We start from the raw sequence: 18,800 nt of genomic DNA on the forward strand, positions 1-18,800 counted from the left end.
GTTGCGTCCCGGCTAGCGAAGCGCCATCTTCTGGCTGGTCAGGCTCCGTTCATCGGTGATGTGGCAAGGGTGTCGTCGCGCCCGCCCCCTGGCGTCGGACGCACAAGGACTGATGCATGATCTCGAGACCCGTTCTACTCGCCGTCGCCTTTCTGGCGCTCACGGCAGGGACCGCACCGGCACAGGACAGCGTCAACGTCCTGCAGTTTGCCCTGTCGAACCCCACCGACAACGCGCAGATCGCGACGCCACCGTCGCTGGGCGACTCCGTCCCGCAATCGGTGGCGCTGCGGCAGCCCGATCCCAATTCCTCGCTGGCCTATTTCTACTATAACGGCCAGCCGGTGATCGTCGATCTGAAGACCCGCAGCGTGGTGCGCGTCGGGCAGTAGGCGCCGCCGGCCGAGCGAGCCAGCCGAGACGTCAGGCGGCGAAACGCCCGGCATCGGCGCCGTAGTGGCCGATATAGCGGGGATTGATCCGCTCCCGCGGCAGCACGACGAGGACGTCGGTGGTGCCGAACTGGTGGTCGACCACCGCGCCTTCGCCGATATAGCCGCCGATCCGCAGGTAGCCCTTGAGCAGCGGCGGCAGGTCGGCGAGCGCGCGGCGCGGATCGGCGATCTGGACCGCGCCGGGCAGGAACGTGCCGCGATCGGGCAGCGCCCGGACATGCCACTCCTCCGGCGCCGACGCATGCTCGCGCAGGAACGCCAGGCGCGCGGCGAGCGCCTCGGGATCGGTGCCGGCGAGCGAGGCACAGCCGAACATCGCGTCGATCCGGTGCGCGATCACGTAGCTCCAGATGCCCTGCCACAAGAGCTCGACGGTGCGCTTGCCGCGGTATTCCTTGAGGACGCAGGAGCGGCCGAGTTCGAGGAACCGCTTGCCGGCGTGGCGCGCCAGCATCGGCGCGATGTCGAATTCCTGGGCGGTGTAGAAGCCGCCGGCGAGCGCCGCCGCATCGCCGCGCATCAGCCGGTAGGTGCCGACGATGCGCTCGGCGATCGCCCCGGGTCGCGACTGGTCGATGACCAGCAGGTGGTCGCAGTAGCGGTCGAAGCCGTCGCGGTCGCGCCGCGTCATCTTCTGGAACTTCGACGGCTGCGCGCTCATCTCCTGGTAGAACACCCGGTAGCGCAGCTGCTGCGCCGCCTTGACCTCGCCCGGGCCGCGGGCGAGCCGAACCTCGAGCTGGCCGATGCGGCCGAGAACCGGCGCCGCCGGGTCGAAGCGCCGCACCAGATGGCGCATCTTCGCCGGCACGAAGCGCATCCCGACATCGCCGAAATTCAGCGGGGTCGGCTTCAGAGCCAAGTCCGGCTTCGTGACCTGAGCGTCCATCGCTTCCTCCGTCGGGCCATCTTGTGCCATCAGCCCATAAGGGCGCTCGGCGAAAATTTTATGACTGGCCCGGCGGCATTATCGCAAAGCCACTGCCCGCAAACAATGCACCGTTCCCGCGTCACCGCATGTCGACGACGACCCGGCCGCGAATCCTGCCGTCGACGATGTCCCGCGCCGCGCCGATGATCGCGTCGAAGCCGATCTCGGTGGTGATGGCGCGCAGCCTGCCGGCGTCGAGGTCGCGGGCAAGCCGGCTCCAGGCCTCGAGCCGCCGCTGCCTCGGGGCCATCACCGAATCGATGCCGAGCAGCGAGACGCCGCGCAGGATGAAGGGCGCGACGCTCGCCGGCAGGTCCATGCCCTGGGCCAGGCCGCAGCAGGCGACGACGCCGCCATAGCGGGTCGCGGCGAGCACGTTGGCGAGCGTGTGGCTGCCCACCGCATCGACGCCCGCCGCCCAGCGTTCCTTGGCGAGCGGCTTGCCGGGCTCGGACAGTTCCTGGCGGTCGATGATCTCGGCGGCGCCGAGGTCGCGCAGCCAGTCGGCCTCGCCGGTCCGGCCGGTCGAGGCGATGACGTGCCAGCCGAGCCCGGCCAGCAGCGCCACCGCGATGGAGCCGACGCCGCCCGCCGCCCCGGTGACGACGACCGGTCCCCGCTCGGGCGTCATGCCGGCGCGCTCGAGCGCCAGGACGCTGAGCATCGCGGTATAGCCGGCGGTGCCGATGGCCATGGCGTCCATCGCCGTGAAGCGTTCCGGCAGCGGTACCAGCCAGTCGCCGCTGACCCGGGCCCGCCCGGCATAGGCGCCGTGATGGGTCTCGCCGACGCCCCAGCCGTTGAGGACGACGCGGTCGCCGGGCTTCCAGTCGGGATGCGACGACGTGATGACGGTGCCGGCGAGGTCGATGCCGGGGATCAGCGGCCAGCGCCGCACCACCGGCGCCTTGCCGGTGATCGCCAGCCCGTCCTTGTAGTTGACCGTGGTCGCCTCGACGGCGATGTCGACGTCGCCGTCCATCAGCTGGTCCGGCGTCATCTCGACGACTGCGACGGATTGCTGCTTCGCCTCATCGCGAGAAACCAGTATCGCCTTGAACGTGTCGCTCATTCCGCCCTCCCGCGTGCCGGCGATAGGCCGGCCTTGCCCCCGACACGAAGGGCGGCGGCGGCCGATGTCAATCGCCGGAGGCGGCGCCATCGGCCCGGCGGGCGCGCCGCGCGTCCCTCGGCGCCAGGAAGAACTCGTCGACGAGGATGATCACCGCGCCGACGCTGATCAGGGCATCGGCGAGGTTGAACACCGCGAAGTCCCAGACCGGCGTGTGGAAATAGATGTAGTCGACGACATAGCCGAGGCTGACGCGGTCGATGAGGTTGCCGATGGCGCCGCCGACGATGATGGCGAGACCGAAATGCGTCAGCCGGCGTTCGGCCGGGGTCTTGAACCAGAGATACAGGACGACGACGAGCACGATGCCGGCGATCAGCGACAGGCTGACGTCGCTGAGGCCGGAGAACATCGAGAAGGCGATGCCGGTGTTGCGGGCATGGTAGAGCGCCAGGAAGGGCAGGATCTCGATCGCCTCGCCGAGGCCCATGGTGGCGACGACCAGCGCCTTGATTGCCTGGTCGGCGAGGACCGAGACGAGGACGATCAGGAGTCCGGAGACGAGCAGCCGGCGAGTCACAGGCTGAGGCTCCCGCGCCGTGCCTCGAACAGCATCACCCCGGTGGCGATGGCGAGGTTGAGGCTGTCGGCGCGGCCGGACTGGGGGATGCGCACCAGCACGTCGCAGGCCTTGGCCAGCGCCTCGGTGAGCCCGGCCTGCTCGTTGCCCATCACCAGCAGGGTCGGCTGGGCGTCGTATTTCGGGCTGCGGTAGTCGACTGTGCCCTCCATGTGGGTGCCGACGACGAGGCCGCGGAAGCGGCCGCGCCATTCCAGGAACTCCGCCTCGCTCACCCGCGCCAGCGGCACCGAGAAGATCGAGCCCATGGTGGCGCGCACGGTCTCCAGCGAGAACGGGTCGACGCTGTCACCGACGACGATCACGCCCTTGGCGCCGACGGCGTCGGCGGTCCGGAGCACGGTCCCGAGATTGCCGGGATCGCGCACCCGGTCGAGCGCGACGATGACGTCGCCCTTGCCGGCCTCGAGACGGGCGAGCGGCGTCACCCGGCGCTTGAACACGCCGACGGCGCTCTGCGGGTTGTCGCGCCGGGTGATCGCCTCCAGCACCTTGTTGTTGGCCTCCAGCACGTCGGCGCCAAGCGCCACGGTGCGGGCGGCGGTGCGCTCCAGCAATTCGTGGCCGGCGGCGGACTTGGCGATGACCAGCGTCTGGATCTGCCAGCCGGCGTCGAGCGCGTCGACGACGAGCTTCAGCCCCTCGGCGAGAAACAGCCCGGTCTCCTCGCGATGGCGCTTCTGCGCCAGCGACCGGATGTCCTTGACGATCGGGTTGGAGACGCTGGAGACCTCCTTGACCCGGCCGGGTGCGCTGGTGGGCGGCAGCCGGGTCCGGCCGTCCGTGGGGGGCTTGTCAGACATGATCGGGGGTCCAGCGGCAGAAGAGGGAAGTGGAAAGGAGGCGCGGTTCGTCGCCGGCCTCGCGAATGACGAGCTCGCCCGATTCGGCGGTGCCGCCGAGACCGCGGAAGGCCTCGCCGGTCAGCGCCGACAGGGCGTAGAAGGAGGCGCGGATCGAATAGGCGGTGAGGATGACGAGCAGCGGCCGGTCCGACAGCAGCGCCCGGGTCAGCGACAGCAGATAGGGCAGGTCCTCGAAGAGCTGCCAGACCTCGCCCTTGGGGCCGCGGCCGAAACGCGGCGGATCTAAGAGGATGATGTCGTAGCGGCTGCCACGCTTGACCTCGCGCTCGGCATAGCGGACCGCGTCCTCGCAGATCCAGCGGATCGGGCTCGACTCCAGGCCCGCGACCTCCTGGTTCTCGCGCGCCCAGGCGATGGCCTTCTTGGAGGCGTCGACATGGGTCACCTCGGCGCCGGCGCGGGCGCCGATCAGCGAGGCGACGCCGGTATAGCCGAAGAGATTGAGCATGCGCACCGGGCCCTGCCCGGCCGCCAGCGCCGCGGCGATCGCCGCCTCGGTGGAGCGCCAGTGCACGGCCTGCTCGGGAAACACCCCGACATGGCGATAGGAGGTGAAGCGGCCGAGATAGTCGACGCCGTCCTGCACCAACGGCCAGGTCTCGCCGAGCGTGCCTTGCGGGAAGCGCCAGCGCCCGGTGCCTTCCTCGTCGGTGTCGCCGGTAAAGATTGCGTCCGCGGCGTCCCAGGCGGCATCCGGCAGGCGCTTCTGCCAGATCGCCTGGTTCTCCGGCCGGCGCACGGTGAGCGGCCCGTAGCGCTCGAGCTTCTCGCCGGCGCCGGAATCCAGCAGCGCATACTCGGCCGAGGGCTCGACGGTGAGGATCACCGGCTCGCGCGGCACCGGGCGCGGCCCCACCGGGCGCGGCAGGTCGAGGCCGCGCACGCGGGGCTCGCCGATGCCATGGCCGGCGCGGGGCGCATCCTCGCCCTCCCGCGACGCGGATGCCTCCGGCCGCCGGGGTGCGGGGCCGCGCGATGCCGGTCCCTTCGGGCTCGAATCCGTATGATGGCCGGGCCGCCGCGCACGCGCCAAGGCAAACTCCATGCTTTCGATGTCTGGGATCAGGTCATTAGCGGTTCCGGCATGCTTGGCAAAGCCGGCAGAAACGTGATCCTAGTTCGGACAACGAACGAGCGACGCAACGCGCGTCGATGCAAGGGAGGCTTTTCCATGGATCTCAAAGGCGAATACCGGCTGCCCGCACCCCGGGAAACGGTCTGGGCGGCGCTCAACGACCCGGACGTTCTGCGAAGCTGCATCCCCGGATGCGAGAGCCTGGAGATGACCGGCGACAACATGATGGCGGCGACGGTGACGATGAAGATCGGGCCGGTGAAGGCGAAATTCTCCGGCGAGGTCCGGCTGGAGAACATCAACGCGCCGGAGAGCTATTCCATCGTCGGCGAGGGCAAGGGCGGCATCGCCGGCTTCGCCAAGGGCGGCGCCAACGTGCGGCTGCAGGAAGACGGCGCCGAGACCATCCTCACCTACGACGTCGACGCGCAGGTCGGCGGCAAGATCGCCCAGCTGGGCGGGCGGATGATCGATTCCACCGCCAAGAAGCTGGCCAGCCAGTTCTTCGACTGCTTCGCCGAGAAGGTCTCCGGAGCGCAGCCGGAGGCGGCGACCGCCTGAGCGGGCGAGAAAAGCCTGCGCCGCGGCCCTGGGCGGCGGCGTTCAGGCGGCCCGGGAGGAGACCAGCGCCGTCGAGCCGGAGGCGGTGCGGGCCCGCTCTTCCTCGATCTGGCGAAGCCGGGCGCGGCTTTCGTCGGCCTCGCGGCGCAGCCGCTCGACCTCGTATTTGCGCTTCCACGACTTGCGGCGGTAATGCGCCTGGGTGAACCAGGTGCCGAGCCCCCCGAGCACGACGCCGAGGATGACGGCGCCCATCAGCAGGATGAACAGCGGCGCCTCGAAGGCCAATTGCGGCATGGTGCCGAGCGGATCGAGCGACACCGGGATCGACTGGCGGTTGGCGACGCAGAACACCACCAGCAGGATCGCCAGCGGCACGAGAAGGACGAGGGTGAGAATTCTCGAGATCATGGGCTCCGCCTCGTGCCCGTCCCGTCACCGGATCCGGGCTCTGTTCCGGCAGCATCGGCTGCCCTGCGCTGGAAAACAAACATGGGCGCCACGCCCGGCCCGTCAACGCCCCGCGTGACCGCTGGCCGGTTAGGCAGCCCTAGCGGCCGTTGAGGCGCTCGCGCAGTTCCTTGCCGGCCTTGAAGAACGGCACCCACTTCTCCTCCACCTCGACGGCCTCGCCGGTGCGCGGATTGCGGCCGGAGCGGGGCGGCCGGTTCTTGACGGAGAACGCTCCGAAGCCGCGCAGCTCGACGCGGTTGGATTCGCAGAGCGCGGCGGTGATCTCGTCGAAGATAGCGTTGACGATGGTCTCGACGTCGCGCTGGTAGAGATGCGGGTTGCGGCTGGCGATCGCCTGCACGAGTTCCGACTTGATCAAGACGAGTTCCCCTTCCCGAGACCTGTCGCGCCGTCCCGGACGCCACATCGGCCGCGTGGCCGCATCCGCCATTCACGGCGGAGCGAAACCCGGGCCATTTCCATCACTTATTGCAACGTCACACGTGTTCGTGAAGGCTGCCAGAGCGACACCAGCCCGTCAAGGTGACCGGCCCGGCGCAGCAGCGCATCCTCCAGCGACGCCGCGCTCGGATCGAGGCCCAGCGCCGCGAAGACGCCGGAACGGGCGGCGGTGAAGATCGAGAAGAAGCCCTCGTCCTCCTCCTCCGGCTCGCGGTCGACGAATTCGAGCCCGGCCGGCACGCCGCGCTCGGCTTCCAGCCATGCCCGCACCTCGTCCTCGCCGCCCAGCGCGTCCACCAGGCCGCTTTCCAGGCCCTGATGGCCGCTGAACACCGAGCCGTCCGCCAGCACCAGCGTGTCGGCCTGGCTGAGCCCGCGGCGCTCGGCGACCAGCGCCACGAACCAGTCATAGGTGTCCATGACCAGCCGGCCGATCATCTGCTTGGCCTCCTCGCTCGCCGGCGCGAAGGGCGACGGCTCGGCCTTCAGCGGCGCCGACTTGATGGCGTTGACCTCGACGCCGATCGTGTTCAGCAGCGACGACGCGTCAACATACTGGAAGATCACCCCGATCGACCCGACGATCGAGGTCCGGCGTGCGACGATGTGGTCGGCGCCGGCGGCGATCATGTAGCCGGCGGAAGCCGCCAGCGTGCCGACCTCGGCCGCCACCGGCTTCACCGCCGCGATGGCGCGCACCGCCTCGTAGATCGATTCGCCGCCGACCGTGGTGCCGCCGGGCGAGTCGATGCGCAGCACCACCGCCTTGACGGCGTCCTCGTCCTTCAGCCGCTCCAGGAGGTCGAGGAGCTTGCGATCCTCTAGGATCATGCCCTCGATCGCGACCCGCGCGATCTGCTCGCGCGGCAGGATCGTGCCCTTCCAGCCGAAGATCGGGACGGCGAGAACGGCGAGCGCCACGACGGCCACGGCCGCCACCCGCCAGAAGCGCAGCTTGCCGCGCAATCGGCGGCGATCGATGAGATCCTCGGTGGTTCCGGCCATCATGGCCTCCTCGCGTTTGACTGCGCGAGCGTTAGCTTGAACCGCGAAGCCTGTGAAGGCTCACGAAACGTTCATTCCCTATGGTTAGGAATGTATCGCGGCGGGTGGGCGATGACGCAAAAACCCCATATTGGTGTGGAACGCGTCCGCTCACGGTCTGCCGCCGCCCGCTGTCCCCTTCTGAAAGGGGACGCAGGCGACGCATCGGGGGAAGCTTGATCACGGTGCAGATGAACAAAACGCAGGCGCCTCCCGCGACCCCGGTCGCCCCGACCGCGCGCCCGGCGCCCGGCCGCAGCGAGCGCGAGTTCGCGCGGGCGCGGCGCCACTCGCGCATGGTCCGGCGCCTGAAGATCGCGCTGCCCGTGACGGCGGCGGCCATCGTCGTCGCCGGCGTCGCCACCACCTGGCTGGCGCGCAGCCTGCCGGGAGACATCTCGGTGACCGGCACCTCGATCGAGAACGGGCGCGTGGTCATGCAGGATCCGCGCATGTCGGGCGTCGACAGCCAGGAGCGGCCCTACGAGATGCGCGCCGAGCGAGCGATTCAGTCCCTGACGGGCGGTGGCGGCGTCGACCTGGAGAAGGTCACCGCGAAGCTCGCCGTCGGCGACGACACCACGGCCGACATCACCGCCGCCGCAGGGTATTATGATAGAGAGGCCAACAAGCTGCGTCTCACCGATGGAATCGAGGTCCAGACGAGCAACGGCATCGCCATCAAGCTGGCGACGGCCGACATCGATCTCGCTGCCGGCACGATGCAGGGCGGCGGCCCGGTCGAGATCGACACGCCGAACCAGACCATCCGATCCAGTTCCCTCAACGTGTCCGAGGGTGGCAAAGTCCTTTCCTTCGGCGGCCGGGTGAAGATGGTGATTGCGCCATCGCAGCCAGGGCCGGACGAGAAACAAGCCTTCAAGAGCGAGTAGACCCATGCATGCCTTCGTCCTTCGCCGCGCGGCGCCCTTTGCCGCCGCCGTCTTCCTCGCTGCCGCCGGCGCAACCGGCGCCTTCGCGCAGGAAGGCCTCGGCAGCAATTTCAACGGGCTGCAGCTCGATGGCGACCAGCCGATCTCGATCGAGTCGAACCAGCTCGACGTCGACGACGCCCAGGCGATCGCGACCTTCACCGGCAATGTCGCGGTCGCGCAGGGCGACACCGAGCTGCGCAGCGGCAAGCTCGTCGTGCACTACAAGAAGCCCGAGGAGGGCGAGGCCGCGCCGACAGGCGGCGGCGCGCTTCCCGGCGGCTCGAACCAGATCGACCGGCTGGAGGCGACCGAGAAGGTCTACGTCAAGTCGCTCGACCAGGTGGCGACCGCCGAGCAGGCGTCGTTCGACATGACCAGCCAGCTGGTGGTGATGACCGGCAATGTCGTGCTCAGCCAGGGCGAGAACATCGCCGAGGGCTGCAAGCTGACGATCCAGATGGACACCGGGCTCGCCCGTCTCGAGAGCGCCTGCGGCGGAGCCGGCGACGGCCGGGTGCGGCTGATGCTGAGCCCCGACAGCCAGTCCAGCGCCCCTGCGACGAACTGAGGCCGGCCACGTGACGATCGCACAGACGGCCGCGCGCGCCGGCGCCGAGGTGGCGGAGAAGCGGCGGGCCGAAAGGCCCTCCGCCGCCACCGGCAACAAGGCCGGGCCGCGCTTCGCCAATGCCGAGGGAACCCTCGTCGCCGCCAACCTGACCAAGACCTATCGCGGGCGCCGGGTGGTCGACGATGTCGGGATCGCGGTGCGGCGCGGCGAGGCGGTCGGCCTGCTCGGCCCGAACGGCGCCGGCAAGACCACCTGCTTCTACATGATCACCGGGCTGGTGCCGGTCGACAAGGGCCATATCCTGCTCGACGGGCACGACATCACCGAGATCCCGATGTATCGCCGGGCCCGGCTCGGCATCGGCTACCTGCCGCAGGAAGCCTCGATCTTCCGGGGCCTGTCGGTCGAGGACAACATCCGCGCGGTGCTCGAGGTGGTCGAGAAGGACAAGGCCAAGCGCGAGCGCGAGTTGACCAGCCTGCTGCAGGAGTTCAACATCGAGCATCTGCGCAAGCAGGCCTCGACGTCGCTCTCGGGCGGCGAGCGGCGGCGCTGCGAGATCGCCCGCGCCCTGGCGACCAAGCCGACCTTCATGCTGCTCGACGAGCCCTTTGCCGGCGTCGACCCGATCGCCGTCTCGGACATCCAGGGCCTGGTCCGGCACCTGACCAAGCGCGGCATCGGCGTGCTGATCACCGACCACAACGTGCGCGAGACGCTCGGCCTCATCGACCGGGCCTACATCATGCATGCTGGCGCCGTGCTCACCCACGGCAGCCCGCAGCAGATCGTCGACAATGTCGACGTGCGGCGATTTTATCTCGGCGACCAGTTCAGCTTCTGACGTCCCGAGGTGACAGCGCGCGGTTCCGATTGACAAGGAAGTTCGACACCCGCTTTGATGCGGGGACGGCGCCGTCGCCCGCATCGTGCGGAGCAAGCGGGGGTGCCCGGCCGCTGTGGCCCGCCGAAGGCGGCGCCCACCGGTTCCGGACAAGTTGATCGGGGTTCATGGCTCTATCCGCCCGACTGCAGATGCGGCAGACCCAGTCGCTGGTGATGACACCCCAGCTGCTGCAGTCGATCCGTCTCCTGCAGTACAGCCACCTGGAACTGCAGAATTTCGTCGAGGCCGAGATCGAGCGCAATCCGCTGCTGTCGCACGAGCCGGCGGCGGCCATTACCGAGCCCGCGCCGCCGCCGCCCGCCGAAGACAGGGGCGAGCGTCAGGTGACCGGGGCGGAAAGCGACGGCGCCGCCTATGAGAGCGGTTTCACCGGCCGCGAGGACGACACCGGCACGCCGGGCCGACCGGCCGCCTCGGGCCGCGGCGAGGGACGGATCCTCGCGGCGGAGGGCGACTTCAGCATCGACGACCTCGCCGAGCGCCGGCCCTCGCTGCATGCCCATGCGCTCGGCGAGGTTGCCGACGCGCTGGCGCCCGGCATCGAGCGCAAGCTTGGCGAAGCCCTGGTCGAGCATCTCGACGAGAACGGCTATCTGTGGCGGGCGACCGACATCGTCGCAGCCGAGCTCGGCGTCGACGCCGATACGGTGGAGGCGGTGCTGGCGCGGCTGCAGCGCGAGGCGACGCCCGCCGGGCTGTTCGCCCGCGACCTCGCCGAGTGCCTCGCCATCCAGCTGCAGCGCAAGGACCGGTTCGACCCGGTCATGCGCACCGTGCTCGCGCATCTCGACCTCCTGGCGCGCCGCGATTTCGCGCAGCTGCGTCGGCTCACCGGCGAGGACGAGGCGGGGCTGATGGAGATCCTCTCCGAGATCCGTGGGCTGGATCCGAAGCCCGGCCACGCCTTCGACCATCACGGCCCCGAGGCCATCGTTCCGGACGTGCTGGTGACGGCGGCGGCCGAGGGCGGCTGGCAGGTGGAGCTGAATCCCGAAGCGCTGCCACGCGTCCTCGTCGACAACGACTACCTGAAGATCGTGCGCCGCGGTCGGCTGTCCGACGAGGACCGCAGTTTCATCGGCGAGTGCCATCAGTCGGCGAACTGGCTGATCCGTTCGCTCGACCAGCGGGCGAAGACGATCGTCAAGGTGGCGAGCGAGATCGTCCGGCGCCAGGACGGCTTCCTGACCCGCGGCATCGGCGGCCTGCGGCCGATGACGCTGATGTCGGTGGCCGAGGCGATCGGCATGCACGAATCGACGGTCAGCCGCGTCACCGCCAGCAAGTTCATCGCCACCCCGCGCGGCACGTTCGACATGCGCTTCTTCTTCACCGTGGCGATCGCCTCGGCGAATGGCGGAGACGCGCACTCGGCCGAGAGCGTCAAGCACCGGATCAAGCTGCTGATCGACGCCGAGAGCCAGGGCAAGGTCATGTCGGACGACGACATCGCGGCGGTGCTGCGGGACGAGGGGATCGACCTCGCCCGGCGCACCGTGGCGAAATATCGCGAGGCGCTCGGAATACCCTCGTCCATTCAGCGCCGGCGCGAGATGAACGCGCGCCGGCTGGCATCCTGACGCATGGTCGCGGCGGCTTCGCAACGTGGCGGCCGGCCCGACCGGAGGGAGGCCGCGCGTTGACACTGCTGGCCAAGGTTCATAGAAGGCGCCACTTCTCCATTGGGTTCGAGCCTGCCGCCGCGACCACACGCCGATACGAAAAACACCGCTGGAACGGCATCGAAGCATGCCGCCAAACGTTCCTCGTAGAACGGGCAGAACCGGTGCTGGGTCACCGCAAGGGAGTTCACTCATGAGTATTCGGGTTTCGGGCAAGCACATGGACGTCGGCGAGGCGTTCCGCGCGCGGATCGAGCAGCGGCTGGGCGATGCCGTCGACAAGTATTTCGACGGCAATTTCTCCAGCACCGTGGTGGTCACCAAGGACGGCCCGCGCTTCTCCACCGATTGCACCGTGCATCTCGACACCGGGGTGGTGTTCCAGGCCGCCGGCCAGGCGCACGATCCGGAAGCCTGTTTCGCCGACGCGGCCGAGCGCATCGAAAAGCGCCTGCGTCGCTACAAGCGGCGCCTGAAGGACCACCATCTGCACGCCAACGGGCAGCAGCGGGACATGGCGTACTCGGTCATGGCCGCCATTCCCGACGAGCCGGAGGACGAGGTCCCGGAGGACTACTCGCCGGCGATCATCGCCGAGACGACGCTGAAGGTCGGCACGCTCTCGGTGGCGGGCGCGGTGATGGAACTCGACCGCCAGGACGGGCCCGTTGTGCTGTTCCGCAACGCCAAATCGGGCGACCTCAACATCGTCTTCCGCCGGCCCGACGGCAATTACGGCTGGGTGGACCCGTCGTCCTACGCCAAGGCCGGCGACGCTTGAGCGCCACACAAGCTTGGTCGGCCAGGGTGACGCGCTCCGCAGCAAGAGGCAGTTCAGCGATGGATTTCGAGACGCTCATCGAACCGGCCGCGATCCTGCCGGGCCTGAGGGCCAACTCCAAGAAGCAGGTCCTGCAGGAACTGGCCGAGAAGGCCGCGGAGCTGACCGGCCGTCCGGAGCGCGAGATCTTCGAGACCATCCTGCAGCGTGAGAAGCTCGGCTCAACCGGCGTCGGCAACGGCATCGCCATCCCGCACGGCAAGCTGGAAGGCCTCGACCACATCGTCGGGGTCTTCGCCCGCCTCAGCCGGCCGGTGGAATTCGACGCGCTCGACGACCAGCCGGTCGACCTCGTCTTCCTGCTGCTGGCGCCGGAAGGCTCCGGCGCCGATCACCTGAAGGCGCTGTCCAAGGTCGCCCGGCTGCTGCGCAATGCCGAGACGGTCGCGCAGATTCGCGCCTCGCGCGATGCCGGCGCCATCTACGCGCTGATGACCAGCGCCTCGGCCAAGAACGCCGCCTGAGGGGTCCTCGCCACCAATCCGGATAAACAAAAGCGGGCGCGCCCTGAGGGCCGCCCGCTTCGTTTGGTTGCGCTGTCGCGCCGTGATCAGTGGATGCTCACCGTCTGCAGCTCGTTCTCGTCGGCGCTGGCGAGAATGGTGCCGCGGTCGTCGGAGACCGCGAGCGGCGTGCCGTCGGCTGAGAACAGCGCCCAGAGCCGCAGGCCCGGCCGGATGGCCTGGGCCGAGGGGAAGCGGGCCCGGATGTCGTCGGAGGACATCTGGCGCAGATAGGCCAGGTCACCCTCGCCGATCGCCGCGAGGTCGGCCTCGCTGATAGCAATGTTGTGGTCGATCATCATAACGTTTCCTTTCAAGGCCAACGCGAGAGCCGGTCAGTCGTCGACCGCGATCTCGATCTTCCGGACGATCCGCTCCGGTTCGGGCTTGGCGAGGTCGATGAGCAGCAGCCCGTTCTTCAACTGCGCGCCGATGATCCGCATGCCCTCCGCCAGCAGGAAGCACTTCTGGAACTGCCGCGCCGCGATGCCGCGGTGCAGGAATTCCCGCTCGGCGTCGTCGCTCTGGCGGCCGCGGATCAGCAGCTGGTTCTCTTCGGTGGTGACCTCGAGATCCTCCGGGCGGAACCCGGCCACGGCGAGCGTGATGCGGATTAGATCCTGCGGGGCTTCGGACGACACCGAGGCGCGAACGCGCTCGATGTTGTAGGGGGGATAGCCGTCACCGGCCTTGGCGATGCGTTCGAGCGTCTTCTCGACACTGTCGAAGCCGAGCAGCAACGGGCTGGAGAACGGCGTCATACGGCTCATGGCGTACAAAGTCCTTTGACAAGCGACTTGTGGGAAAAGCGGCCCGTCAGCGGCACCGCCTTCCTCTACCCGGCTCATATGGCGTCCCGATCCCTTCGCTTCAATCCGTTGCCGTCCTCGCTGCCAATCGTCGCGCGGATCCGTTGCGGAATCCTGAACGGTTCCGGCGGGTGTCCGCCCGACCGCGCGCCGCGGGTCAGGATGCCGTGTCGGCCGGACCCGGCTTGAACGCCAGCGCGACGCCGTTGAGGCAGTGGCGCTTGCCGGTCGGTGCCGGCCCGTCGTCGAAGATATGGCCGAAATGGCCGCCGCAGGTCGCGCAGTGGACCTCGGTGCGCGGCAGGATCAGCCGGTAGTCGGTGCGCGTCGCCACCGCCTCTTCCGACAGCGGCGCCCAGAAGCTTGGCCAGCCGGTGCCGGAATCGAACTTCGTCTTTGACGAATAGACCGGCGTGTCGCAGCCGGCGCAGGCATAGAGGCCACTCTTCTTGTTGTCGTTGAGGGGGCTCGAGAACGGCCGTTCGGTCGCCTCCTCGCGCAGCACGGCGAACTGCTCCGGCGTCAGGCGCTGGCGCCATTCGTCGGGCGTGAAGGAAACGGGGAATTCCGTTTCGCTCGCGGCGCGGCTGCCGCTGAACAGCCCGCCACCGATCGCGGCCACCGCGGCGGCGGCTCCGGTCAACAGAACATTGCGCCTCAGCATGCTCGATCTCCTTGCTCGGTTGTCAGGCTCTCGCCCACTGGGCGAGATGGTCGGGATTGCCGGCGGATCCTGCAAGGGGGCCCGGCCGGCGCGCACCGCATTGTGTTCGGCGCCCGTTGCGGCGCCGGGTCCGGAAGAGAAGCCGGGCCCCGCGCCGTCGGTGCGTCGCGGAGCCCGGGCCGTCCGGCCGGCGCGGATGCGCGCGGCCGGACCGCGGGTCAGCTCGCCGGCATCAGCACGGTGTCGATGACGTGGACGACGCCGTTCGACTGCATCACGTCGGCCTGCTCGACCGTCGCCTTGTTGCCCTGCGCGTCGGTGACGATGATGTTGTCGCCATCCATCGACAAAGTGATGTTCTCGCCGGCAACGGTCGGCGCCGGGTGCTCGCCGCCATCGTCCTCGATCATCTTCATCGCCGCCTCGGACGTCGCTGCCGCCGGGACCACGTGGTAGGTCAGGATCTTGGTCAGCTGCGCCTTGTTCTCCGGCTTCAGCAGTTCCTCGACGGTGCCGGCGGGAAGCTTCTCGAAGGCCGCGTTGGTCGGCGCGAAGACCGTGAACGGGCCCTCGCCGCTGAGCGTCTCCGCAAGGCCGGCGGCCTTCACGGCGGCGACGAGCGTCGTCAGGTTGGGGGCTGCCGAGGCGTTCTCGACGATGGTCTTGGACGGGTCCATGGCGACGCCGCCGACCATCGGCATGTCCTGCGCGAATGCGGCGGGGCCGAAGCCGGCGGCGCCGACGGCGATCAGCGAAACGAAGGCGGTGCTGCGGATGAGATTCTTCAGCATGGTGGTTTCTCCCTGTGTTGACGGTCCGGGGACCGCTGCTTCCGTGGGGAAGTCGGCGCAGCTACGGGAGCGGACGCCAACCGGCTTCGCCGCCTTCCATCACAACAAGTTTGGCGAAACGTGATGCGCCGTGGGGAACCGACACCGCTGCCCGGCAGGGAGTGCCGCTCAGTCGCCGCCCACCGGCCCGCGGTTGCGCTTGATGTCGCCGCGGCCCTTCTTGGCCTTCAGCCGGCGCTCGACGGAGCCGCGGGTGGGCTTGGTCTTGCGGCGCGGCGGCGGCGGCGGCTTCAGCGCCTCGCGGACCAGTTCGGCGAGGCGCTCGCGCGCATCCTCGCGGTTGCGGTCCTGGCTGCGGAAGCGGGACGCCTCGATCAGGATGTCGCCGTCCTTGGTGGCCCGGCGCCCGGCCAGCTTGAGCAGCCGCCGCCGCGCGTCGGGCGGCACCGCCTCGCAGCGCGACGCCTGGAAGCGCAGCTGCACCGCCGTCGAGACCTTGTTGACGTTCTGGCCGCCCGGGCCGCCGGCACGGATGAACTGCTCCTCGAGATCGGCCTCGGGGATGATCACCCGGCTGGTGACCTGAAGATCGTTGGCGGCTGCCATGGCGGGACGCTCATCCTCCTCGTGCGCGGCACGGGCCGCCGCCCAACGGAGATAGCCGAGAATCGCCGTAAGGGGGAGCGCGCCGCCGGCACAGGCGGCGACGCGTCGTCAGGGGCCGGCCCCTCTGCGGGGGCCGAGCGGATGGCCGCGGCTATTCCGCGGCGAGCGGCAGATGCGGCGCCGCGTCCATCACGTCGCGGTCGACATGCGGCTCGAACTTCTCGAAATTGCGGCTGAACATCTCGACCAGCTTTCGGGCCTGCGCGTCGTAGGCGGCCTTGTCCGCCCAGGTGGAGCGCGGATCGAGGATGGCGGAGTCGACGCCTGCGACCGCCACCGGCACCTGGAAGCCGAAATTCGCGTCGGTGCGGAACTCGGCGTTCTTCAGGCTGCCGTCGAGCACCGCGCCCAGCAGCGCCCGGGTGACGCCGATCGGCATGCGCTGGCCGGTGCCGTAGGCGCCGCCGGTCCAGCCGGTGTTGACCAGCCAGCAGTCAACCTGGTGGCGGGCGATGAGGTCGCGCAGCAAGTTGCCGTATTCGGACGGGTGGCGCGGCATGAACGGCGCGCCGAAGCAGGTGGAGAAGGTCGCCTCCGGCTCGGTCACGCCCTTTTCGGTGCCGGCCACCTTGGCGGTGTAGCCGGACAGGAAGTGGTACATCGCCTCGGCCGGCGTCAGCCGGGCGATCGGCGGCATCACGCCGAAAGCGTCCGCCGTCAGCATGATGATGTTCTTCGGATGGCCGGCGCGCCCGGTCTCGCTGGCGTTGGGGATGAAGTCGAGCGGATAGGCGGCGCGGGTGTTCTCGGTCAGCGAGGAGTCGGTGAAGTCCGGCACCAGGTCGCGGTCGAGGACAACGTTCTCGAGCACCGTGCCGAAGCGGCGCGTGGTCGCGGAGATCTCCGGCTCGGCCTTCGCCGAGAGGTTGATCGTCTTGGCGTAGCAGCCACCTTCGAAGTTGAAGATGCCGTCCTCGCCCCAGCCGTGCTCGTCGTCGCCGATCAGCGTCCGGGCGGGATCGGCCGACAGCGTCGTCTTGCCGGTGCCGGAGAGGCCGAAGAAGATCGCGACGTCGCCCTCGGGCCCGACATTGGCCGAGCAGTGCATCGGCATGACGCCGCGCCCCGGCAGCTGGTAGTTCAGCGCGGTGAAGACCGACTTCTTCATCTCGCCGCCATAGGTCGTGCCGCCGATCAGCACGATGTTGCGGGAGAGATCGCAGCCGATGACGGTCTCGGAGCGGCAGGCATGGCGCTCGGGATCGGCCTTGAACGAGGCGAGGTCGATGATCGTCATGTCCGGCACGAAATCCGCCAGCTGCTCGACCGTCGGCCGGATGAGCAGGTTGCGGATGAACAGGGCGTGCCAGGCATATTCGGTGACGACCCGCACGCGGATGGCGTTCTGCGCGTCGGCGCCGCCGATCAGGTCCTGCACGAATAGGTCGCGGCCGCGCGCATGTTCCTTGAAGTCGGCATAGAGCTGCTCGAAGGCGGCCGGCTCCATCGGCTTGTTGTTGTCCCACCAGACCACCTCGTCGGTGGCCTCGTCGCGCACGACGTACTTGTCCTTGGGCGAGCGGCCGGTGTGCCGGCCGGTGGTGACGACCAGCGCGCCATGGGCGGTCAGGCGGCCTTCGCCGCGACGGATCGCGGTCTCGACCAGCTCGGCCGACGGCAGGTTCCACCGCAGGGAGGACACGCCCTCCAGGCCGGTCGTCTCGATCCCGCTGTGCGGATTGCGCGTCCCGATCTCGTCCACCGTCATCTCCCCATAGATCCGCGTGCCCTCGCCCGCGGCGACTGCTTGCAGCTAGATACTGCGGAGGGGCCCGTTCAGCAAGCTGTTGCGGCTGTTTTCCTTAACGCTGACAGTGACTTAATCGATTTAGCACTGTCATGTGCCGATTCAATCGTTTCGATGCTGGCGCCGCGCGCCCTGACCTTGAGAAAATTCTTGCCGGGAACTTTGTTCGCGAGATCGCGCTTCCGTACCCATATGAGAGGGACGCTATCCGCAGCCATGACTGGCGGGACCGGCCGAAACCCACCGGGAATCCTGCGGTTTCGGCGTAAATCTGACGTTACGTCTTTGTAATCTTCGCTTCCCGCCACATTTAGCGCAGATTGATGACGCGACTCGCCCCGTTCCGGAGGGGCTGCCGGTCGCGGCCTTTCGGAACCGACGGACGGCAGGCGCCGCCGAGACAGGCGCCGGCCTGCCCTGCTGACGGGTTGATGCCGCCGGGAGGGTGGAAACTGGAGAAGACCGCAATGCCAACGATCGCTCTTGTCGACGACGACAGGAACATCCTCACCTCGGTATCGATCGCGCTCGAAAGCGAGGGCTATCGCGTCGAGACCTACACGGACGGCGCCTCCGCCCTGGAGGGCCTGCAGTCGCGGCCGCCGCAGCTGGCGATCTTCGACATCAAGATGCCGCGCATGGACGGGATGGAACTGCTGCGCCGGCTGCGGCAGAAATCCGACATCCCGGTGATCTTCCTGACCTCAAAGGACGAGGAGATCGACGAGTTGTTCGGGCTCAAGATGGGCGCCGACGACTATATCAGGAAGCCGTTCTCGCAGCGGCTGCTGGTCGAGCGGGTGCGGGCGATCCTGCGCCGCGGCCAGCCGCGCGACAACGCCGGCAAGAGCCCCAGCGCCACGCCGGAATCCTCCCTCGAGCGCGGCCAGCTGGTGATGGACCAGGAGCGCCACACCTGCACCTGGATGGGCCGCCCGGTGACCCTGACGGTGACCGAGTTCCTGATCCTGCATTCCCTCGCGCAGCGCCCCGGCGTGGTGAAGAGCCGCGACGCCCTGATGGACGCCGCCTATGACGAGCAGGTCTATGTCGACGACCGCACCATCGACAGCCACATCAAGCGGCTGCGCAAGAAGTTCAAGGTGATCGACGACGACTTCGACATGATCGAGACGCTCTACGGCGTCGGCTATCGCTTCCGGGAAACCTGAGGCCGCGCGAAGG

Annotated in this window: 23 protein-coding genes; 9 read left to right on the forward strand and 14 right to left on the reverse strand. The window is 68.8% G+C overall.

The genetic code is table 11. From position 1 onward, the window contains the following. Positions 1-116: 116 nt before the first annotated feature. Positions 117-392 (forward strand): DUF1236 domain-containing protein, encoded by a 276-nt coding sequence (locus LXB15_RS18435; RefSeq protein WP_233949823.1) that lies wholly within the window; start codon positions 117-119, stop codon positions 390-392. Between the two features lie 31 nt (positions 393-423). Here the strand turns inward: LXB15_RS18435 and LXB15_RS18440 are convergent, their stop codons facing one another. From LXB15_RS18440 to LXB15_RS18460, 5 genes are all read right to left on the reverse strand, one after another. Beyond that, positions 424-1,275, reverse strand: a complete 852-nt coding sequence (locus LXB15_RS18440) for a GNAT family N-acetyltransferase (RefSeq protein ID WP_370640245.1) — start codon at positions 1,273-1,275, stop codon at positions 424-426. A 190-nt stretch (positions 1,276-1,465) separates the two neighbouring features. Beyond that, positions 1,466-2,458, reverse strand: coding sequence for an MDR family oxidoreductase (locus tag LXB15_RS18445; protein WP_233949824.1), 993 nt, complete (start codon positions 2,456-2,458; stop codon positions 1,466-1,468). A gap of 67 nt (positions 2,459-2,525) precedes the next feature. Further along, a complete protein-coding gene (gene lspA, locus LXB15_RS18450; RefSeq protein WP_233949825.1) occupies positions 2,526-3,038 on the reverse strand; it encodes a signal peptidase II in 513 nt (170 codons plus the stop codon). Continuing rightward, positions 3,035-3,901: an RNA methyltransferase gene (locus LXB15_RS18455; RefSeq protein WP_233949826.1), complete on the reverse strand. Its 867-nt coding sequence runs from the start codon at positions 3,899-3,901 to the stop codon at positions 3,035-3,037. Before LXB15_RS18455 ends, lspA begins: the two co-directional genes overlap by 4 nt. Next, on the reverse strand, positions 3,894-5,009 hold the full coding sequence (locus LXB15_RS18460) for a class I SAM-dependent methyltransferase (RefSeq protein ID WP_370640131.1): 1,116 nt from the start codon (positions 5,007-5,009) through the stop codon (positions 3,894-3,896). The genes LXB15_RS18455 and LXB15_RS18460 overlap by 8 nt, the downstream gene beginning before the upstream one ends. A gap of 126 nt (positions 5,010-5,135) precedes the next feature. Between LXB15_RS18460 and LXB15_RS18465 the strand changes: the two genes are divergently transcribed. Further along, on the forward strand, positions 5,136-5,600 hold the full coding sequence (locus LXB15_RS18465; RefSeq protein ID WP_233949828.1) for a CoxG family protein: 465 nt from the start codon (positions 5,136-5,138) through the stop codon (positions 5,598-5,600). A 42-nt stretch (positions 5,601-5,642) separates the two neighbouring features. On the opposite strand, the gene LXB15_RS18470 is transcribed toward LXB15_RS18465, so the two are convergent. From LXB15_RS18470 to sppA, 3 genes are all read right to left on the reverse strand, one after another. Then, a complete protein-coding gene (locus LXB15_RS18470) occupies positions 5,643-6,011 on the reverse strand; it encodes a lipopolysaccharide assembly protein LapA domain-containing protein (protein ID WP_233949829.1) in 369 nt (122 codons plus the stop codon). 139 nt (positions 6,012-6,150) lie between these two features. Next, on the reverse strand, positions 6,151-6,432 hold the full coding sequence (locus LXB15_RS18475) for an integration host factor subunit beta (RefSeq protein ID WP_233949830.1): 282 nt from the start codon (positions 6,430-6,432) through the stop codon (positions 6,151-6,153). A 107-nt stretch (positions 6,433-6,539) separates the two neighbouring features. Continuing rightward, positions 6,540-7,520: a signal peptide peptidase SppA gene (sppA, locus tag LXB15_RS18480; RefSeq protein ID WP_233949831.1), complete on the reverse strand. Its 981-nt coding sequence runs from the start codon at positions 7,518-7,520 to the stop codon at positions 6,540-6,542. A 230-nt stretch (positions 7,521-7,750) separates the two neighbouring features. Here sppA and lptC point away from each other — a divergent pair, with 230 nt between their 5' ends. From lptC to ptsN, 6 genes are all read left to right on the forward strand, one after another. Then, a complete protein-coding gene (lptC, locus tag LXB15_RS18485; RefSeq protein ID WP_233953243.1) occupies positions 7,751-8,452 on the forward strand; it encodes an LPS export ABC transporter periplasmic protein LptC in 702 nt (233 codons plus the stop codon). A gap of 4 nt (positions 8,453-8,456) precedes the next feature. Next, positions 8,457-9,062: an LptA/OstA family protein gene (locus tag LXB15_RS18490; RefSeq protein ID WP_233949832.1), complete on the forward strand. Its 606-nt coding sequence runs from the start codon at positions 8,457-8,459 to the stop codon at positions 9,060-9,062. A 10-nt stretch (positions 9,063-9,072) separates the two neighbouring features. After that, the gene (gene lptB, locus LXB15_RS18495) at positions 9,073-9,909 is read left to right on the forward strand and encodes an LPS export ABC transporter ATP-binding protein (RefSeq protein WP_233949833.1); all 837 of its coding nucleotides are present in this window, start codon (positions 9,073-9,075) and stop codon (positions 9,907-9,909) included. A gap of 167 nt (positions 9,910-10,076) precedes the next feature. Beyond that, complete coding sequence (rpoN, locus tag LXB15_RS18500; protein WP_233949834.1) at positions 10,077-11,552, forward strand: RNA polymerase factor sigma-54; 1,476 nt, start codon at positions 10,077-10,079, stop codon at positions 11,550-11,552. 235 nt (positions 11,553-11,787) lie between these two features. Continuing rightward, entirely contained in the window at positions 11,788-12,375 is a 588-nt protein-coding gene (gene hpf / locus LXB15_RS18505) for a ribosome hibernation-promoting factor, HPF/YfiA family (RefSeq protein ID WP_233949835.1), read from the forward strand. A gap of 59 nt (positions 12,376-12,434) precedes the next feature. Continuing rightward, a complete protein-coding gene (gene ptsN / locus LXB15_RS18510; protein WP_233949836.1) occupies positions 12,435-12,899 on the forward strand; it encodes a PTS IIA-like nitrogen regulatory protein PtsN in 465 nt (154 codons plus the stop codon). 86 nt (positions 12,900-12,985) lie between these two features. Here ptsN and LXB15_RS18515 read toward each other — a convergent pair whose 3' ends face one another. The 6 genes from LXB15_RS18515 to LXB15_RS18540 form a co-directional block, all read right to left on the reverse strand. Continuing rightward, on the reverse strand, positions 12,986-13,237 hold the full coding sequence (locus LXB15_RS18515) for a DUF1150 domain-containing protein (protein ID WP_233949837.1): 252 nt from the start codon (positions 13,235-13,237) through the stop codon (positions 12,986-12,988). A gap of 36 nt (positions 13,238-13,273) precedes the next feature. Next, positions 13,274-13,708: an Hsp20 family protein gene (locus LXB15_RS18520; RefSeq protein WP_233949838.1), complete on the reverse strand. Its 435-nt coding sequence runs from the start codon at positions 13,706-13,708 to the stop codon at positions 13,274-13,276. Positions 13,709-13,904: 196 nt separating this feature from the next. Further along, on the reverse strand, positions 13,905-14,411 hold the full coding sequence (msrB, locus tag LXB15_RS18525) for a peptide-methionine (R)-S-oxide reductase MsrB (protein ID WP_233949839.1): 507 nt from the start codon (positions 14,409-14,411) through the stop codon (positions 13,905-13,907). Between the two features lie 218 nt (positions 14,412-14,629). After that, entirely contained in the window at positions 14,630-15,202 is a 573-nt protein-coding gene (locus LXB15_RS18530; protein WP_233949840.1) for a fasciclin domain-containing protein, read from the reverse strand. A 168-nt stretch (positions 15,203-15,370) separates the two neighbouring features. After that, the gene (gene arfB / locus LXB15_RS18535; protein WP_233949841.1) at positions 15,371-15,808 is read right to left on the reverse strand and encodes an alternative ribosome rescue aminoacyl-tRNA hydrolase ArfB; all 438 of its coding nucleotides are present in this window, start codon (positions 15,806-15,808) and stop codon (positions 15,371-15,373) included. A gap of 151 nt (positions 15,809-15,959) precedes the next feature. Beyond that, positions 15,960-17,576: a phosphoenolpyruvate carboxykinase gene (locus LXB15_RS18540; protein WP_233949842.1), complete on the reverse strand. Its 1,617-nt coding sequence runs from the start codon at positions 17,574-17,576 to the stop codon at positions 15,960-15,962. A gap of 506 nt (positions 17,577-18,082) precedes the next feature. Here LXB15_RS18540 and LXB15_RS18545 point away from each other — a divergent pair. Then, positions 18,083-18,787, forward strand: a complete 705-nt coding sequence (locus tag LXB15_RS18545; protein ID WP_233949843.1) for a response regulator transcription factor — start codon at positions 18,083-18,085, stop codon at positions 18,785-18,787. The last annotated feature ends 13 nt before the right edge of the window (positions 18,788-18,800 follow it).

Origin of the sequence: Aurantimonas sp. HBX-1 (genome assembly GCF_021391535.1) — a bacterium.
GTDB lineage: Bacteria > Pseudomonadota > Alphaproteobacteria > Rhizobiales > Rhizobiaceae > Aurantimonas.

Bases quoted from the DNA above. Each gene is read 5' to 3' on its own strand.
- LXB15_RS18435 (WP_233949823.1), top strand. From the start codon at position 117: ATGATCTCGAGACCCGTTCTACTCGCCGTCGCCTTTCTGGCGCTCACG.
- LXB15_RS18440 (WP_370640245.1), bottom strand. From the start codon at position 1,275: ATGCGCTTCGTGCCGGCGAAGATGCGCCATCTGGTGCGGCGCTTCGAC.
- LXB15_RS18445 (WP_233949824.1), bottom strand. From the start codon at position 2,458: ATGAGCGACACGTTCAAGGCGATACTGGTTTCTCGCGATGAGGCGAAG.
- LXB15_RS18455 (WP_233949826.1), bottom strand. From the start codon at position 3,901: ATGTCTGACAAGCCCCCCACGGACGGCCGGACCCGGCTGCCGCCCACC.
- LXB15_RS18460 (WP_370640131.1), bottom strand. From the start codon at position 5,009: ATGGAGTTTGCCTTGGCGCGTGCGCGGCGGCCCGGCCATCATACGGAT.
- LXB15_RS18465 (WP_233949828.1), top strand. From the start codon at position 5,136: ATGGATCTCAAAGGCGAATACCGGCTGCCCGCACCCCGGGAAACGGTC.
- LXB15_RS18470 (WP_233949829.1), bottom strand. From the start codon at position 6,011: ATGATCTCGAGAATTCTCACCCTCGTCCTTCTCGTGCCGCTGGCGATC.
- sppA (WP_233949831.1), bottom strand. From the start codon at position 7,520: ATGGCCGGAACCACCGAGGATCTCATCGATCGCCGCCGATTGCGCGGC.
- lptC (WP_233953243.1), top strand. From the start codon at position 7,751: ATGAACAAAACGCAGGCGCCTCCCGCGACCCCGGTCGCCCCGACCGCG.
- LXB15_RS18490 (WP_233949832.1), top strand. From the start codon at position 8,457: ATGCATGCCTTCGTCCTTCGCCGCGCGGCGCCCTTTGCCGCCGCCGTC.
- rpoN (WP_233949834.1), top strand. From the start codon at position 10,077: ATGGCTCTATCCGCCCGACTGCAGATGCGGCAGACCCAGTCGCTGGTG.
- hpf (WP_233949835.1), top strand. From the start codon at position 11,788: ATGAGTATTCGGGTTTCGGGCAAGCACATGGACGTCGGCGAGGCGTTC.
- ptsN (WP_233949836.1), top strand. From the start codon at position 12,435: ATGGATTTCGAGACGCTCATCGAACCGGCCGCGATCCTGCCGGGCCTG.
- LXB15_RS18515 (WP_233949837.1), bottom strand. From the start codon at position 13,237: ATGATCGACCACAACATTGCTATCAGCGAGGCCGACCTCGCGGCGATC.
- LXB15_RS18520 (WP_233949838.1), bottom strand. From the start codon at position 13,708: ATGAGCCGTATGACGCCGTTCTCCAGCCCGTTGCTGCTCGGCTTCGAC.
- msrB (WP_233949839.1), bottom strand. From the start codon at position 14,411: ATGCTGAGGCGCAATGTTCTGTTGACCGGAGCCGCCGCCGCGGTGGCC.
- LXB15_RS18530 (WP_233949840.1), bottom strand. From the start codon at position 15,202: ATGCTGAAGAATCTCATCCGCAGCACCGCCTTCGTTTCGCTGATCGCC.
- arfB (WP_233949841.1), bottom strand. From the start codon at position 15,808: ATGGCAGCCGCCAACGATCTTCAGGTCACCAGCCGGGTGATCATCCCC.
- LXB15_RS18540 (WP_233949842.1), bottom strand. From the start codon at position 17,576: ATGACGGTGGACGAGATCGGGACGCGCAATCCGCACAGCGGGATCGAG.
- LXB15_RS18545 (WP_233949843.1), top strand. From the start codon at position 18,083: ATGCCAACGATCGCTCTTGTCGACGACGACAGGAACATCCTCACCTCG.